We start from the raw sequence: 12,248 nt of genomic DNA, 5'->3' as shown, positions 1-12,248 counted from the left end.
GTTTCCATCTATGAGAACGGTCTACTCCGAACTGAAGAGCGCGCGCCTGCGCCCGACGTCCAGCCGCGTGGCCGTGCTGAAGGTGTTTCATGACGCGCCGCACGAGCATCTGACTGCCGACCAGGTGTTTCGGCGCATTGCACAGGACGTGGAGCAATGCAGCCTCGCGAGCGTGTATCGCGCGCTCTCACAACTAATGGAATCGTCCTTGCTCGACAGCACCTGGGTAGGCGAAACGCGCGTGGTGTACGAGCGCGGGCGTGGCGTGCCGCACGCGCATCTGGTGTGCGAGCGCTGCAAGACCGTGGTCGACATCGACGAGCCCTTGCTGCCGAAGCAGCACGCCGCCATCGCGGAGACGAAACACTTTCGCTATACGCATTCGAACCTCGTCGTTTTCGGGATCTGCGCGGAGTGCGCCGCCGCTTCATCGTGAAGCGGCGCGCGAGCGGCGCAACGTTCAGAGCATGACGACGATCTTTCCGAACTGCTCGTTCGATTCCAGATAGCGGTGCGCCTCGACGATCTGCTCGAAGGCAAACGTCCTGGCGATTTCGGGCCGCAGCGCGCCCGCTTCCACGCCTTGCAGAATGAAGGCTTTGGCCCGCGCCAACCAGTCAGGATTGCCAACTACCTCGTGTACGAGGTAGCCGCGTAACGTCAGCGTTTTACTCAACACCTGGGGCAACGGAAAGGGCGTAGGTTCGCGGCTCAGGCCGCCGTATTCGATCAGCAGCCCGCCGCGCGCCATCGATGCCGTGAGCGGTTCGACCAGCGAGCCGCCCACGGCGTCGAACACGACGCGCGCGCCTGCGTTCGCGGTGATGTCCGCGAGCCGCGCGCTCACGTCTTCTTCGCCCGTGGCGATCACGTGCGCCGCGCCCGCGTCGAGCAAGGCGCGCCGCTTGGCGGAAGTTCGCGTCATGGCGACGGGTGTGGCGCCGATGCGGTTCGCTATCTGGATCGCAGCCAATCCCACGCTGCTCGATGCCGCCGTGACGACCGCGACCTCGCCGCGCCGAAGCCCCGCGATCTCCACGAGCGCGCCGTAAGCGGTGAGATACGCCATCCAGAGCGCCGCGGCCTGTTCCCAACCCAGCGACGAGGGATGCCGCACGACATATGACGCGGGGAAATTCACGCGTTCGCCGTGCACGGGCCAGCGCGCCATCGAGATCGGCGGAATGAGGCTCACCGCGTCGCCCGGCGCGAGCGCCGTCACGCCTTCGCCCACGCTTTCGACCACGCCGGCCGCCTCCAGCCCGATTCCCGAAGGCAATGGCGGCGTTTCGATATACGCGCCCGCGCGCATGAGCGCTTCCGCGCGATTGAGCCCGAGCGCCTTGACCCGTATCGCGATCTCGCCGGGGCCGGGCGGCGCAAGCTCGACCTCCTCGATACGCAGCACTTCCGGGCCCCCGGGCCGATGAAACCGAATGACGCGTGTCATATGCTGACTCCTGAACGATTGGAACGAATCCACTGTACCGGGGCGGAAATCGGCGATAAATTGCGAACTGTCATCGACACTCGTAACGGATCGTTCCGAATATGGACCGCTTGAACAGCATGCAGGTCTTCGTGAAAGCCGTGGATCTGGGGTCGTTCGCGGCGGCCGCGCAGGCGCTCGACCTTTCCGCGCCGATGGTCGGCAAACATGTGCAATGGCTCGAAACGCGCCTTGCCGTGCGGCTCATCAACCGCACCACGCGGCGCCAGAGCGTGACGGCGTTCGGCCGCGCTTACTACGAGCGCTGCAAGCTGATCCTCGCGGAAGCCGACGCCGCCGACGCGCTCGCCGCCGACCAGCTAGGCGAGCCGCGCGGACGCTTGCGCATTACCATGCCCGTGCATTTCGGGCGGCACTGCGCGATGCCCGTGCTCATGGGTTTCGCGCGCCGCTATCCGGGCATCGAACTCGACCTGTCGATGAACGACCGATTCGTCGATCTGGCCGACGACGGCTACGACCTCGCGATCCGCACGGGAGCGCTGGAAGACAGCGCCGACCTCGTCGCGCGCCGGGTGGCGCGGCAGCGCATGACGGTGTGCGCGTCGCCTGCCTGGCTCGCGGCGCATGGACGCCCCGAAACGCTCGACGATCTCGCGCGGCATGAGGCGATCATGTATCGCCGCTCGGGCCGCGTGCCGCCGTGGCGCTTTGCCGGCGAAACCGAGGGCGAACCGCCTGTGGAGATCACGCCGCCTCACCGCTTTCGGCTGGACGATCTCGCCGCCATCGCCGACGCCGTGGCGGCCGGAGAAGGGCTCGGCTGGCTGCCGTTCTGGCTCGTGCGGGAGCGCGTTCGCGAGGGCGCGCTGGTGGAATTGTTGCCGGTGCAACGAGGTTTTCCCTACGACGCCTACGCGATCTGGCTGCGCACGCCTCACGTGCCGATGCGGGTGCGGCTGGCCATGGAAGAACTGGCGCGGGCGCTGCCGGAAATGATGGAGTGAGCGCGCGCGAGTAAGCACAAGCGCGCACGACCGCGCACAAGCACCTTGAGCGCAGGGCCGCGCCATACCGGCTAACATGACACTCCGCCTGCAGTCTCGCAGTGACCCGCAACGACTTGCGCGGCGAAATAACCGGAATACAGGAGCGAAACAACATGCTTTTCCGCAAGACGATGTTGGCCTTGGCCGCATTCAGCGCCGTGGCGGCAAGCGCCGGCGCGAACGCCCAGATCGCGGGCGCGCAGCCCTTGAGCGTTTCCGTCGAACAGTCGCAGGCGCTGCTCGAAGGCTGGAGCGTGAAAAAGAGCGTGCTCGGCAAGCCCGTTTATAACGACGACAACGTGAAGATCGGCACCGTGCGCGACCTGATCGTGGCGCCGGACGGTTCGGTTTCCGCGGCGATCGTGTCGGCGGGCGGTTTCCTCGGCGTCGGTTCGCACGACGTCGCGGTGCCCATCGCATCGCTCGACGTGCGCCAGGGCAATCTCTATCTGCCCGGCGCGACCAAGGAAGCGCTGAAGGCCACGCCTGCGTTCCAGTATGCGAAGGTCGAATCGCCGCCGAAGCCGAAGAAGGTCGAAAAGCAGTAAGCCGCAGCAGGCCTCAGTTAGCCGAACCCGCTGTACTCCGTCGGGCCATGCGAACACCTTGAGTGGCCGCATGGCCCGACTGCTTTTTGCGCGATGGCTTTTCTCACGGCAAGCAGCCGGTTCTGTCGTGTAAGGCGCCCGAAAGATGATCTGGATCGTGTCGCGGCAAGCTAATCCGGCGTGCGTCCTATCGCGAAATTTTGTGATGCTAAATTTATCGGCTCCAAAAACGATTCCAGGAAAAACGAGAATGACACCGATCAAAACCAGCATCGCTTGCGGTCTTGTCGTGGTGTTGGCGGCGGCGTGCAGCGGCTTGCAAAGCGTCGATCCCAACGCGGCGATGTCGGCCGGCACGAGCCTTTTCAAGGCGGCGTCGCTTTCCGACAGCGATATCGTCACGCTGTCGAACGAGGCCTGCAAATCGAGCGACGCGGGCGAGAAGGTCGCCGCGCCGGGCAGCGAATACGCAAAGCGTCTTGCGCGGGTGATGAGCGGATTCGGCGACATGACGCTCAATGGCCAAAAGGTCAACTACAAGGTCTACATGACGAAAGACGTCAACGCCTGGGCGATGGGCAATGGCTGCGTGCGCGTCTACAGCGGCCTGATGGACATGATGAACGACGACGAATTGCGCGGCGTGATCGGCCACGAAATGGGCCACGTGGCGCTCGGCCACACGAAGAAGGCCATGCAGGCCGCGTATACGGTGAGCGCCGCGCGAACGGCGGCGGGCGCCGCGGGTAGTTCGGCGGTCACGGCGCTGAGCACGTCGCAGGTCGGCGACCTCACGGAGAAGTTCATCAACGCGCAGTTCTCGCAGTCGCAGGAAAGCGCAGCGGACGACTATTCCTTCGACCTGCTCAAGAAGAAGGGTATGAGCCAGCAGGGCCTCGTCACGGCGTTCCAGAAGCTGGCCACGATCGACGGCGGGCAGAGCTCCATGATGAGTTCGCACCCATCGTCGCCCAGCCGCGCCGCACACATCGAAAAGCGGATCAAGAACGAAGGCTGACCCTCTCTCAGCACTCGAACGAACAATCTGCAGTCCTGACGAGTTTGACGAAGGGGCCGCTCAGGGTGCGGTTATGGTGCTCGATAATCGACGCGGCGCTGAGCACGGGCGTATCCATGGTCGTGTGAGCGTCCTCAACGAGCAGCGCCTTGAAGCCCAGGTCGCCCGCGGCGCGGCAGGTCGAGTCGACGCAGTACTCCGTTTTCATGCCCACGATCACGATTTCGCCCACATTGGCGCGCGCCAGCCGTTGGGCGAGATCGGTGCCGGTAAAGCAGTTCGGGCGGCGCTTGTCGAACACGCTGTCGACGTCCGCGTCGATGGCGAGCGCCGGCAGCAATTGCGTGAGCGGGCTGCCGGGCTCGATGGGCGAGCCCGGCGGCCCGACGTGTCGCGCCGCGAACACCGGCGCGCGTGCCTGGCGGGCTTTCGCGATCAACCCCGTGATGTTGGCGAGCACGCGCTGCCCGTCGAACGGTGCGGGGTTGCCATGGAAAGCGCCGTTGAACAGCCCTTCCTGCATATCGATGACGAGAAGGGCGCGAGCGAGGGTGGGCATGAGGTTTCTCCGGTTGTGTGCCCGCAACGCACGGAGAAACGACAAGGCCCCGTCCATTGCTGGCGGGGCCTTGTGAATCGATACGAAATCTACTGTGCGCGCACCGAACTCACGACCCGCCGGAAGCGGTCGTGGTAGTCGTCGTGGTGAGCATGTGCGCGTTCATGAGGACGATCATGCAGGAAGCGGCTTGATGCGTCAACGGCGGCGTCAACGGCGGCGTCAACGGCGGCGTCAACGGCGGCATCAACGCGAAGTCTCGGGGCGCTTCCAGTGCGCGTTGGCTTCCTTGTCCGTGATGCGGACCAGGGCCAGCAGCGGTTTGTAGCCTCGCAGGACGATTTCGCTGATCGCGAGATGCTCCGAGCGAAAGATGTTGTCGGCGAACTTGCTGCCGTCTGCGAATTCCAGTGCGTAGCCATCGATCGGCCCCCATTGGCCCCTCGGTAACGGCTCGATATACACGTCCATGATGCGTCTCCATTGAATAACAAGCGGATAAGAAGCGTCGTTGGTTTCAGTCTATCGCAGGGAAAGACGGCCTCCGCGTCGCGTTGCGATGCTTAAATGTGCTTGTTATTCAATGGCTTGCGCGCTGTCTTTCACGATAAGAGAAGGGGTCCTTCCATGTGCAATTGCTGGCCCGCGTCGTGAAAACGCGCTTTGCACACGCCGGGCGCGCATTGCACGATATGAAAGCGCGAGGCGGACGATGACGCTGCGATCCTTCCCGCTTCGGCGCGTAAAATGGTAAGGATTCGCGCAATCTGAACGCAGCCCCATGGTCCCTCGAATACTCGTTAGCGCTTGCCTGCTGGGCCGACCGGTTCGCTACAACGGCTCGGCGAAAACCGTCGCGCATGCATTGATCGCGCAATGGCAACGTGAGGAGCGCCTCGTACCGGTTTGCCCTGAAGTGGCTGGCGGATTCGGCGTGCCGCGGCCGCCCGCGGAGATCGCGCACGCCGCCTCGGGCGCCGCTGTGCTGGCGGGGGCTGCCCGCGTGATCGATGCGCGCGGCGAAGACGTCACCGCGCCGTTCGTGCGCGGCGCGCAGTTGGCGCTCGAACTCGCGCTCGCGCACGATTGCCGCTTCGCATTGCTCGTGGACGGCAGTCCTTCATGCGGCAGCCGCGCCATCTACGACGGCAGTTTTACGGGCCACAAACACGCGGGCGCAGGCGTGACGGCCGCGTTGCTGCGCCAGCATGGCATCGAGGTTTTCGCGGAAACGGAAATCGATGCGCTTCACGCGCGGCTTGTGCAAACCGCCGCGTAACGCGGTATTCACGCGCGCTCGCCGCTGCCCGCTTCCTTCACGATCCATTGGTTGAACGCGCGCATGGCGGGCGTCGCCGTTTTGCCCTTCTGCGACGTGAGCCAGTAACTGCCCGCCTGCACCTCGATATCGAACGGCCGCACGAGCCTGGCCGCCGCGAGATCGCGTTCGAACATCGAAACCGGCGCGAGCGCGATGCCCGCGCCTTGCATCGCCGCTTCCACCATGAGCCGCGACGAATCGAATACCGGGCCGCGCACCGGGCGCGGCGCGAGCCCGGCGGCTTTGAACCAGAGCGCCCAGTCGTCGGCGCGGTATGAGCGCAGCAGCTTTTCGTTGGCGAGATCGGCGGCGCTATGCAGACGTTGCGCGATATCGGGCGTGCAGAGCGCGGCAAGCGGCGCGTCGAACAGCTTCGCGGCGCGCGAACCGGGCCAGGTGCCGTCGCCGAAGCGAATGGCGAAGTCGAGCCCTTCGCCCGCGAGATCGACGAGATTGTTGTTCGTCATGATGCGCAGTTCGACGAACGGATGCGCGTCGTGAAACGATTTGAGGCGCGGCATGAGCCATCCCACGGCGAAAGTCCCCACGGCGCCCACAGTCAGCACTTCGTGAAAGTGGCCGCCCTCGAACTGACGCAACACGGCTTCGATGCGGTCGAATGCATCCGTGAGCACGGGGCGCAGCGCGAGACCTTCGTCGGTGATCGCGAGACCGCGCGGCAGGCGCTTGAACAGCGTCGCGCCAAGCCGCTCCTCGAGCATGCGGACCTGCTGGCTCACGGCGGCCTGGGTGACGTTCAATTCGCTCGCCGCGCGCGTGAAGCTCAGGTGCCGCGCCGACGATTCGAAGGCGCGCAAGGCATTGAGGGGCAGATACGGTCGCATGGTGAAGGCATAAGTTTTTTTGGGGCAGCGCGCAATTTATCATCGTTTGTCACTTCCCGGAGAACACGCGATAGTGGCGGCTCTTCAGGGAGAGGCCATGATCACTCGACGTAGATTCACGATGACGGTATTGGGCGGTGCAATAGCTGGGGTTGCATCTCAGGCGTTTGGCGCGACGGCGGCCACGGCTTCTGCCGAGGCGCAAACGGGCGCGCCGGAGAAGCGGCTCGCCGCCATCGAAGCGCAGGTGGGCGGTCGGCTCGGCGTGGCGATGCTCGATACGGCCAACGGCGACGTGCGCGGCTGGCGGCTGAACGAGCGCTTTCCCATGTGCAGCACGTTCAAGGTATTGCTCGCGGGGGCCGTGTTGACGCGCAAGGATCATGGCCAGGAAGACCTCGCGCGCAAAGTCGTGTATTCGCACGCGCAAGTGGTGTCGTATTCGCCGGTGAGCGGACCGCGTGCGGGCGGCGCGGGCATGACGGTGGCCGAACTATGCGAAGCCGCGCTCACGCGTAGCGACAACACGGCGGCCAATCTGCTGCTGGAGAGCATTGGCGGGCCGCCCGCGATTACGGCTTTCGCGCGCAGCATCGGCGACCCGGTCACGCGCCTCGACCGCAACGAGACCACGCTCAACGAAGCGATACCCGGCGACCCGCGCGATACGACCACGCCCGCCGCCATGGTCGCGAACCTGCGCGAATTGCTGCTGGGCGAGCGTCTTTCCGCGGGCTCGCGCGAGCAGCTCATTGCGTGGCTCATGGCCAACAAGACCGGCGACGCGCGTTTGCGCGCAGGCTTGCCGAAAGACTGGCGCGTGGGCGACAAGACCGGCACGGGCGATCAGGGCACGGCCAACGACGTGGCAATTGTCTGGCCCGCCGGGCGCGCGCCGATCCTCGTCACCACGTATCTCACGGGCGCGACGCACGCCAGTTCCGCGCAGCGCGATGCGGCGATCGCCCAGGTCGGAGTTTGGGTGGCGAACACGGTTCATGGAATTGATAAGTTATCCTGATCATGCGGGAGGAAATCGTATGAGGAAACCGACCGCTGCGCGCTTTCCTTACGCGTTGTTATATTTGCAACATTGACTCAATTTTTTGGCGTCGCGGTCGTCAATAAAGGGGACCTCTCATTACGGTGTCCCCATGTCATTCCTTACCCGAATCAAAATTGGCCCGCGTCTCGGCGCGGGCTTTGCCATTGTGTTGCTCCTGCTCGGCGCAGTGGGCGGCATCGGGCTTCTTCAGGCGTCGCGCATTTTCGACGGCACGCAGGAAATCGGCACGAACTGGCTGCCCAGCGTCGAGGCGCTCGGCAACATGCGCAATGAAGCGCAGGACGTGCGGCGCACGTCGCTGCGCATGCTGATCTCCAGCGACGCCACCGAGAAAGGCGCCCTGCACGATCAGCACGCGCAGATGATCAGCCAGTTCGACACGATGTTCGACAGCTATTCGAAGCTGGTCTCCTCAGCCGAAGAGCGCCGCGTCGCCGATTCGATCGGCGCTGCATGGTCGCAGTATCAGGACGACGACAAGAAGATCGAAGCCCTCGTCACGTCCGCCGACGGCGGATCGGCCGATGCGCGCGCCGCGGTTTCGACTGCCTCGGCGAAGTCGTTCCAGACCATGATGGACCTGATCAACCAGGACGTGACGCTCAATCACAATGGTTCGGCCGCCGAAGTCGCCGCAGCGAAGGCGGCGTATCACAGTGCATTCGCCTGGACCATCGCGCTCATCGTGATCGCGATTGGTTTCGGCGCGACGATTGCACTTTTCATCACGCGTTCGATCACGGGCCCGATCGCTCGCGCCGTGGACGTAGCCGAAACCGTGGCGCGGGGCGACCTGACCGCGCGCATCGATGTGGACGGCAGCGACGAGGCCGCCCAGTTGCTCGGCGCGCTGCGTCACATGAACGAGCGGCTCGTCGATCTCGTGGGCCGCGTGCGCACGGGCAGCGAAGGCATTGCGACGGCGTCCGCGCAAATCGCGGCGGGCAATACCGACCTCAGCCAGCGCACCGAGGAACAGGCCGCATCGCTCGAAGAAACGGCGGCGAGCATGGAAGAACTCACGGCGACGGTCAAGCAGAACGCCGACAACGCCACGCAGGGCAACACGCTCGCCGGCCAGGCTTCGCAAACCGCCACGCGCGGCGGCGAAGTGGTGGGCCGCGTGGTCGATACGATGCGCGACATCGCGAACAGCTCCGAACAGGTCGCGCAGATCATCTCGGTGATCGAAGGCATTGCGTTCCAGACGAATATTCTCGCGCTCAACGCGGCCGTGGAAGCGGCGCGCGCCGGCGAACAGGGTCGCGGCTTCGCGGTCGTGGCGGGCGAAGTGCGCACGCTCGCGCAGCGCAGCGCGACGGCGGCGCGCGAAATCAAGGAACTCATCAGCGTGTCGGTCGAGCGCGTCAACAACGGCACGGCGCTCGTGGACGACGCGGGCCGCACGATGGGCGAAATCGTGCAATCGGTCAAGCGCGTTGCCGACCTCATGAACGAGATTTCGGCGGCATCGGGCGAGCAGCGCACGGGCATCGAGCAGGTCAACCAGGCCGTGACGCAGATGGACGAAGTCACGCAGCAGAATGCGGCGCTCGTGGAAGAAGCGTCGGCGGCGGCGCAGTCGATGTCCTCGCAGGCCACGGCGCTGCGCGAACTGGTTTCGGTGTTCAACATCGGCGCGGCAGGGCGTGCCACAACGGCTGGCTTCGCGCCGACGGCCAATATCGTTGCGAGCGCAACGGTCAGGCGTCCTGCAGCGTCGAGGCCCGCGCCCGTGCGTGCCCCCGCTGCGAGCGCTTCGAAGGCGGATCGCCGCGAGAGCGTAACGGCGACGTCCGACGCCGAGTGGCAGACCTTTTGATCAGGTAGACGAGCCGAAGCGCGCGTGTATCAAAACACGCCGAGCGTGGACTTCGGCTCTAAAAACGCCTCGATTCCAAAGGTGCCGTACTCGCGCCCGATGCCCGATTGCTTGAAGCCGCCGAACGGCGCAGCGGGCTCGTGCGCGAGCGTATTGACGAGCACGCGGCCCGCTTCGATCTGCGCGGCTACGTGGCGCGCGCGGTCGATGTCGGGCGAGAGCACGTAGGCTTGCAGGCCGTAGGGCGTGTCGTTGGCGATCTCGATCGCGTGTTCGGTGTCGCGATACGCGATGATCGAAAGCACCGGCCCGAAAATCTCCTCGCGGGCAATCGTCATGTCGTTCGTCACGCCGCTGAACACGGTGGGCCGCACGAACCAGCCGGACTCCATACCCTCGGGCCGCCCCGCGCCGCCCGCAATGAGGCGCGCGCCTTCGTCGATGCCGATGCGGATATACCGCTGCACGCGCTCCCATTGCTTCTGGCTCACCATCGGGCCGACGCTCGTGCGCGTGTCGCGCGGATCGCCCGCATGGATCTGCGCCACGGCTTGCTCGACGCTCGCTTCGAACTGCGCGAGACGCGACTGCGGCACCAGAATGCGCGTGCCCGCAATGCACGCCTGCCCGCTGTTCATGAATCCGGCCTGCAGCGCGAGCGGCACGGCTTCCTCGAAATTCGCATCGTCGAGCACGATGACCGGCGACTTGCCGCCCAGTTCGAGCGTCACGCGCTTGAGCGTTTCCGCCGCTGTACGCAGGATCGTTTTGCCAACGGCGGTCGAGCCCGTGAACGAAATCTTGGCGACGTCGGGATGCTCCGCGATGCGCGCGCCCACGGTGTCGCCGCGCCCCGTGACGATGTTGAAGAGGCCCCCGGGCAGGCCCGCCGAATGCAGCGCCTCGGTCACGATGCGCGTCTGGATCGCGCTCATCTCGCTTGGCTTGACGACCGCCGTGCAGCCCGCCGCGAGCGCGGCCGCGAGCTTGCCGCAGATGAAGCCCGCGTCGCTGTTCCAGGGCGTAATCAGACCGGCGACGCCAAGCGGCTGCATGGTCACCTCCGCCGTTCCCGCGCGGCGCGTGAACGCGTAATTTTCCAGCGTCTTCGCGGCGTCGCGCAGCACGTTCGAGGCGTGCTGCGCCATCCAGCGCCCGCGCGAGACCGGCGCGCCGTACTCTTGCACGATCGCTTCGAAGAGCGCGTCTTCGCGCGCGACGACGGCCTCGTGCAGCGCCATGAGCATCTCGATGCGCTGCGCCTTCGTGGTGCGCGAAAACGCCGGGAAGGCGCGTTTTGCGGCGGCGATAGCCGCGTCCGCGTCCGCCGCGTCTGCGAGGCGCACCCGGCCAATCACGGCCTCGGTTGCGGGGTTGAAGAGGTCGAAATATTCCTCGCCGTGCGGCGTGACGAATGCGCCGTCGATATAGATCGTGTCGATGATTTGCATGGTTGCTCCCGAAAACGTGAGTCGATGGGTACAAGATAGACGCCGCGCATTGCGTTGACTAGCCGTACAATGGCGGATGACCTGTTGAGCGATTTGGGACAATGAAAACATCGGGCCTGGTGGAACTCGAAGCCGTGCTGGCCGTGGCGCGCCATCGCAGCTTTCGTGCGGCGGCAGACGACCTGAGTGTGTCGACTTCCGCGCTCAGCCACGCGGTGGCCGCGCTCGAAGCGCGCATCGGCGTGCGGCTCTTCAATCGCACGACGCGCAGCGTGGCGTTGACGGAAGCCGGCGCGCAGTTCGTCGGCAACGTCGCGCCCGCGTTGTCCACCATCCGCGAAGCGCTCGACCAGGCGGGGAGCTTTCGCGACACGCCCTCGGGCACATTGCGCATCAATGCTTCGGTGGGCGCGGCGAAGCAGGTCATGCCCGTTTTGCTGGCCTTTCTGCGGCGCTATCCCGAGATGAGGCTTGATCTCGTCACGGAAGGACGCCTGATCGACATCGTGATCGAAGGCTACGACGCCGGCATCCGTCTCGCCGAAATCGTGCCGCAGGACATGATTGCCGTGCCATTCGGCGACCGTCAGCGTTTCGCCGTGGTTGGCAGTCCGGAATATTTCGCGAAGCACAAGCCGCCGCGCACGCCCGCCGATCTCAAGTCGCACCGCTGCATACGCAGCCGCATGCCTGGCGGGCAAATCTACCAATGGGAATTCGAGCGGCGCGGGCAGGCCGTGCGCGTGGACGTGGAAGGCGCGTTAACGCTCGACGAGCCCGGCCTCATGCTCGCGGCCGCGCGCGACGGACTCGGCCTTACCTATCTGACCGAATGGAACGTGAACGCCGACCTGGAGGCGGGCACGCTCGTGCGCGTGCTGGAGGACTGGACGCCGCCGCTCGACGGGCTCTGTCTCTACTACCCCGGGCGGCGGCACGCCCCGGCGGGACTGCGCGCGCTGATCGAGACGATCCGCGAGCACGCCGACGCCTTGCGCGCGCGCACTCCCGCTCCCGCGAAAAAGCGCGTGCGGGGACCAGCCGCCCGGCGCTGATCGTCGTGCATGCAATCATCGCCGGTTCCGATTGCGACTATCGTGGATTCCCGTTTCCGTTGCG

At 65.4% G+C, this 12,248-nt stretch carries 13 protein-coding genes; 8 read left to right on the top strand and 5 right to left on the bottom strand.

What is annotated here, in order from left to right:
• Window positions 1–10: 10 nt before the first annotated feature.
• Window positions 11–436, top strand: a complete 426-nt coding sequence (locus U5768_RS00450) for a Fur family transcriptional regulator (protein WP_322028414.1) — start codon at window positions 11–13, stop codon at window positions 434–436.
• A gap of 24 nt (window positions 437–460) precedes the next feature.
• Here the strand turns inward: U5768_RS00450 and U5768_RS00445 are convergent, their stop codons facing one another.
• On the bottom strand, window positions 461–1,450 hold the full coding sequence (locus U5768_RS00445; protein WP_322028413.1) for a zinc-dependent alcohol dehydrogenase family protein: 990 nt from the start codon (window positions 1,448–1,450) through the stop codon (window positions 461–463).
• Between the two features lie 101 nt (window positions 1,451–1,551).
• Between U5768_RS00445 and U5768_RS00440 the strand changes: the two genes are divergently transcribed.
• The 3 genes from U5768_RS00440 (at window position 1,552) to U5768_RS00430 (ending at window position 4,065) form a co-directional block, all read left to right on the top strand.
• Window positions 1,552–2,457 (top strand): LysR family transcriptional regulator, encoded by a 906-nt coding sequence (locus tag U5768_RS00440; protein ID WP_322028412.1) that lies wholly within the window; start codon window positions 1,552–1,554, stop codon window positions 2,455–2,457.
• Window positions 2,458–2,612: 155 nt separating this feature from the next.
• Complete coding sequence (locus U5768_RS00435) at window positions 2,613–3,047, top strand: PRC-barrel domain-containing protein (RefSeq protein WP_322028411.1); 435 nt, start codon at window positions 2,613–2,615, stop codon at window positions 3,045–3,047.
• 250 nt (window positions 3,048–3,297) lie between these two features.
• On the top strand, window positions 3,298–4,065 hold the full coding sequence (locus tag U5768_RS00430) for a M48 family metalloprotease (protein WP_322028410.1): 768 nt from the start codon (window positions 3,298–3,300) through the stop codon (window positions 4,063–4,065).
• Between the two features lie 7 nt (window positions 4,066–4,072).
• On the opposite strand, the gene U5768_RS00425 is transcribed toward U5768_RS00430, so the two are convergent.
• Window positions 4,073–4,624 carry a cysteine hydrolase family protein gene (locus U5768_RS00425; RefSeq protein ID WP_322028409.1) on the bottom strand — a complete coding sequence of 184 codons (552 nt, stop codon included), beginning with the start codon at window positions 4,622–4,624 and terminating at the stop codon, window positions 4,073–4,075.
• Between the two features lie 246 nt (window positions 4,625–4,870).
• On the bottom strand, window positions 4,871–5,095 hold the full coding sequence (locus tag U5768_RS00420) for a hypothetical protein (RefSeq protein ID WP_322028408.1): 225 nt from the start codon (window positions 5,093–5,095) through the stop codon (window positions 4,871–4,873).
• A 310-nt stretch (window positions 5,096–5,405) separates the two neighbouring features.
• Here U5768_RS00420 and U5768_RS00415 point away from each other — a divergent pair, with 310 nt between their 5' ends.
• Window positions 5,406–5,903, top strand: coding sequence for a DUF523 domain-containing protein (locus U5768_RS00415; protein ID WP_322028407.1), 498 nt, complete (start codon window positions 5,406–5,408; stop codon window positions 5,901–5,903).
• 8 nt (window positions 5,904–5,911) lie between these two features.
• Here U5768_RS00415 and U5768_RS00410 read toward each other — a convergent pair whose 3' ends face one another.
• Window positions 5,912–6,790 carry a LysR family transcriptional regulator gene (locus U5768_RS00410; RefSeq protein ID WP_322028406.1) on the bottom strand — a complete coding sequence of 293 codons (879 nt, stop codon included), beginning with the start codon at window positions 6,788–6,790 and terminating at the stop codon, window positions 5,912–5,914.
• A gap of 121 nt (window positions 6,791–6,911) precedes the next feature.
• On the opposite strand from U5768_RS00410, the gene bla reads away from it, so the two are divergent.
• Both bla and U5768_RS00400 read left to right on the top strand, forming a co-directional pair.
• Window positions 6,912–7,811 carry a class A beta-lactamase gene (gene bla, locus U5768_RS00405; protein WP_415913836.1) on the top strand — a complete coding sequence of 300 codons (900 nt, stop codon included), beginning with the start codon at window positions 6,912–6,914 and terminating at the stop codon, window positions 7,809–7,811.
• A gap of 133 nt (window positions 7,812–7,944) precedes the next feature.
• Entirely contained in the window at window positions 7,945–9,678 is a 1,734-nt protein-coding gene (locus U5768_RS00400) for a methyl-accepting chemotaxis protein (protein WP_322028404.1), read from the top strand.
• Between the two features lie 29 nt (window positions 9,679–9,707).
• Here U5768_RS00400 and U5768_RS00395 read toward each other — a convergent pair whose 3' ends face one another.
• Window positions 9,708–11,129 (bottom strand): aldehyde dehydrogenase family protein, encoded by a 1,422-nt coding sequence (locus tag U5768_RS00395; RefSeq protein ID WP_322028403.1) that lies wholly within the window; start codon window positions 11,127–11,129, stop codon window positions 9,708–9,710.
• 101 nt (window positions 11,130–11,230) lie between these two features.
• Between U5768_RS00395 and U5768_RS00390 the strand changes: the two genes are divergently transcribed.
• Window positions 11,231–12,184 (top strand): LysR family transcriptional regulator, encoded by a 954-nt coding sequence (locus U5768_RS00390; protein WP_322028402.1) that lies wholly within the window; start codon window positions 11,231–11,233, stop codon window positions 12,182–12,184.
• Window positions 12,185–12,248: the final 64 nt, after the last annotated feature.

The sequence above is a fragment of the Paraburkholderia sp. J76 genome (assembly GCF_905220295.1).
Taxonomy (GTDB): domain Bacteria; phylum Pseudomonadota; class Gammaproteobacteria; order Burkholderiales; family Burkholderiaceae; genus Paraburkholderia.
The sequence above is the reverse complement of the archived record's forward strand: the minus strand, read 5'-3'. Positions and strand labels throughout refer to the sequence as shown.

Excerpts from the sequence above, each read along its gene's own strand:
- U5768_RS00445 (WP_322028413.1), bottom strand. The coding sequence starts at position 1,450 with ATGACACGCGTCATTCGGTTTCATCGGCCCGGGGGCCCGGAAGTGCTG.
- U5768_RS00430 (WP_322028410.1), top strand. The coding sequence starts at position 3,298 with ATGACACCGATCAAAACCAGCATCGCTTGCGGTCTTGTCGTGGTGTTG.
- U5768_RS00450 (WP_322028414.1), top strand. The coding sequence starts at position 11 with ATGAGAACGGTCTACTCCGAACTGAAGAGCGCGCGCCTGCGCCCGACG.
- U5768_RS00415 (WP_322028407.1), top strand. The coding sequence starts at position 5,406 with ATGGTCCCTCGAATACTCGTTAGCGCTTGCCTGCTGGGCCGACCGGTT.
- bla (WP_415913836.1), top strand. The coding sequence starts at position 6,912 with ATGACGGTATTGGGCGGTGCAATAGCTGGGGTTGCATCTCAGGCGTTT.
- U5768_RS00400 (WP_322028404.1), top strand. The coding sequence starts at position 7,945 with ATGTCATTCCTTACCCGAATCAAAATTGGCCCGCGTCTCGGCGCGGGC.
- U5768_RS00390 (WP_322028402.1), top strand. The coding sequence starts at position 11,231 with ATGAAAACATCGGGCCTGGTGGAACTCGAAGCCGTGCTGGCCGTGGCG.
- U5768_RS00425 (WP_322028409.1), bottom strand. The coding sequence starts at position 4,624 with ATGCCCACCCTCGCTCGCGCCCTTCTCGTCATCGATATGCAGGAAGGG.
- U5768_RS00395 (WP_322028403.1), bottom strand. The coding sequence starts at position 11,129 with ATGCAAATCATCGACACGATCTATATCGACGGCGCATTCGTCACGCCG.
- U5768_RS00420 (WP_322028408.1), bottom strand. The coding sequence starts at position 5,095 with ATGGACGTGTATATCGAGCCGTTACCGAGGGGCCAATGGGGGCCGATC.
- U5768_RS00435 (WP_322028411.1), top strand. The coding sequence starts at position 2,613 with ATGCTTTTCCGCAAGACGATGTTGGCCTTGGCCGCATTCAGCGCCGTG.
- U5768_RS00410 (WP_322028406.1), bottom strand. The coding sequence starts at position 6,790 with ATGCGACCGTATCTGCCCCTCAATGCCTTGCGCGCCTTCGAATCGTCG.
- U5768_RS00440 (WP_322028412.1), top strand. The coding sequence starts at position 1,552 with ATGGACCGCTTGAACAGCATGCAGGTCTTCGTGAAAGCCGTGGATCTG.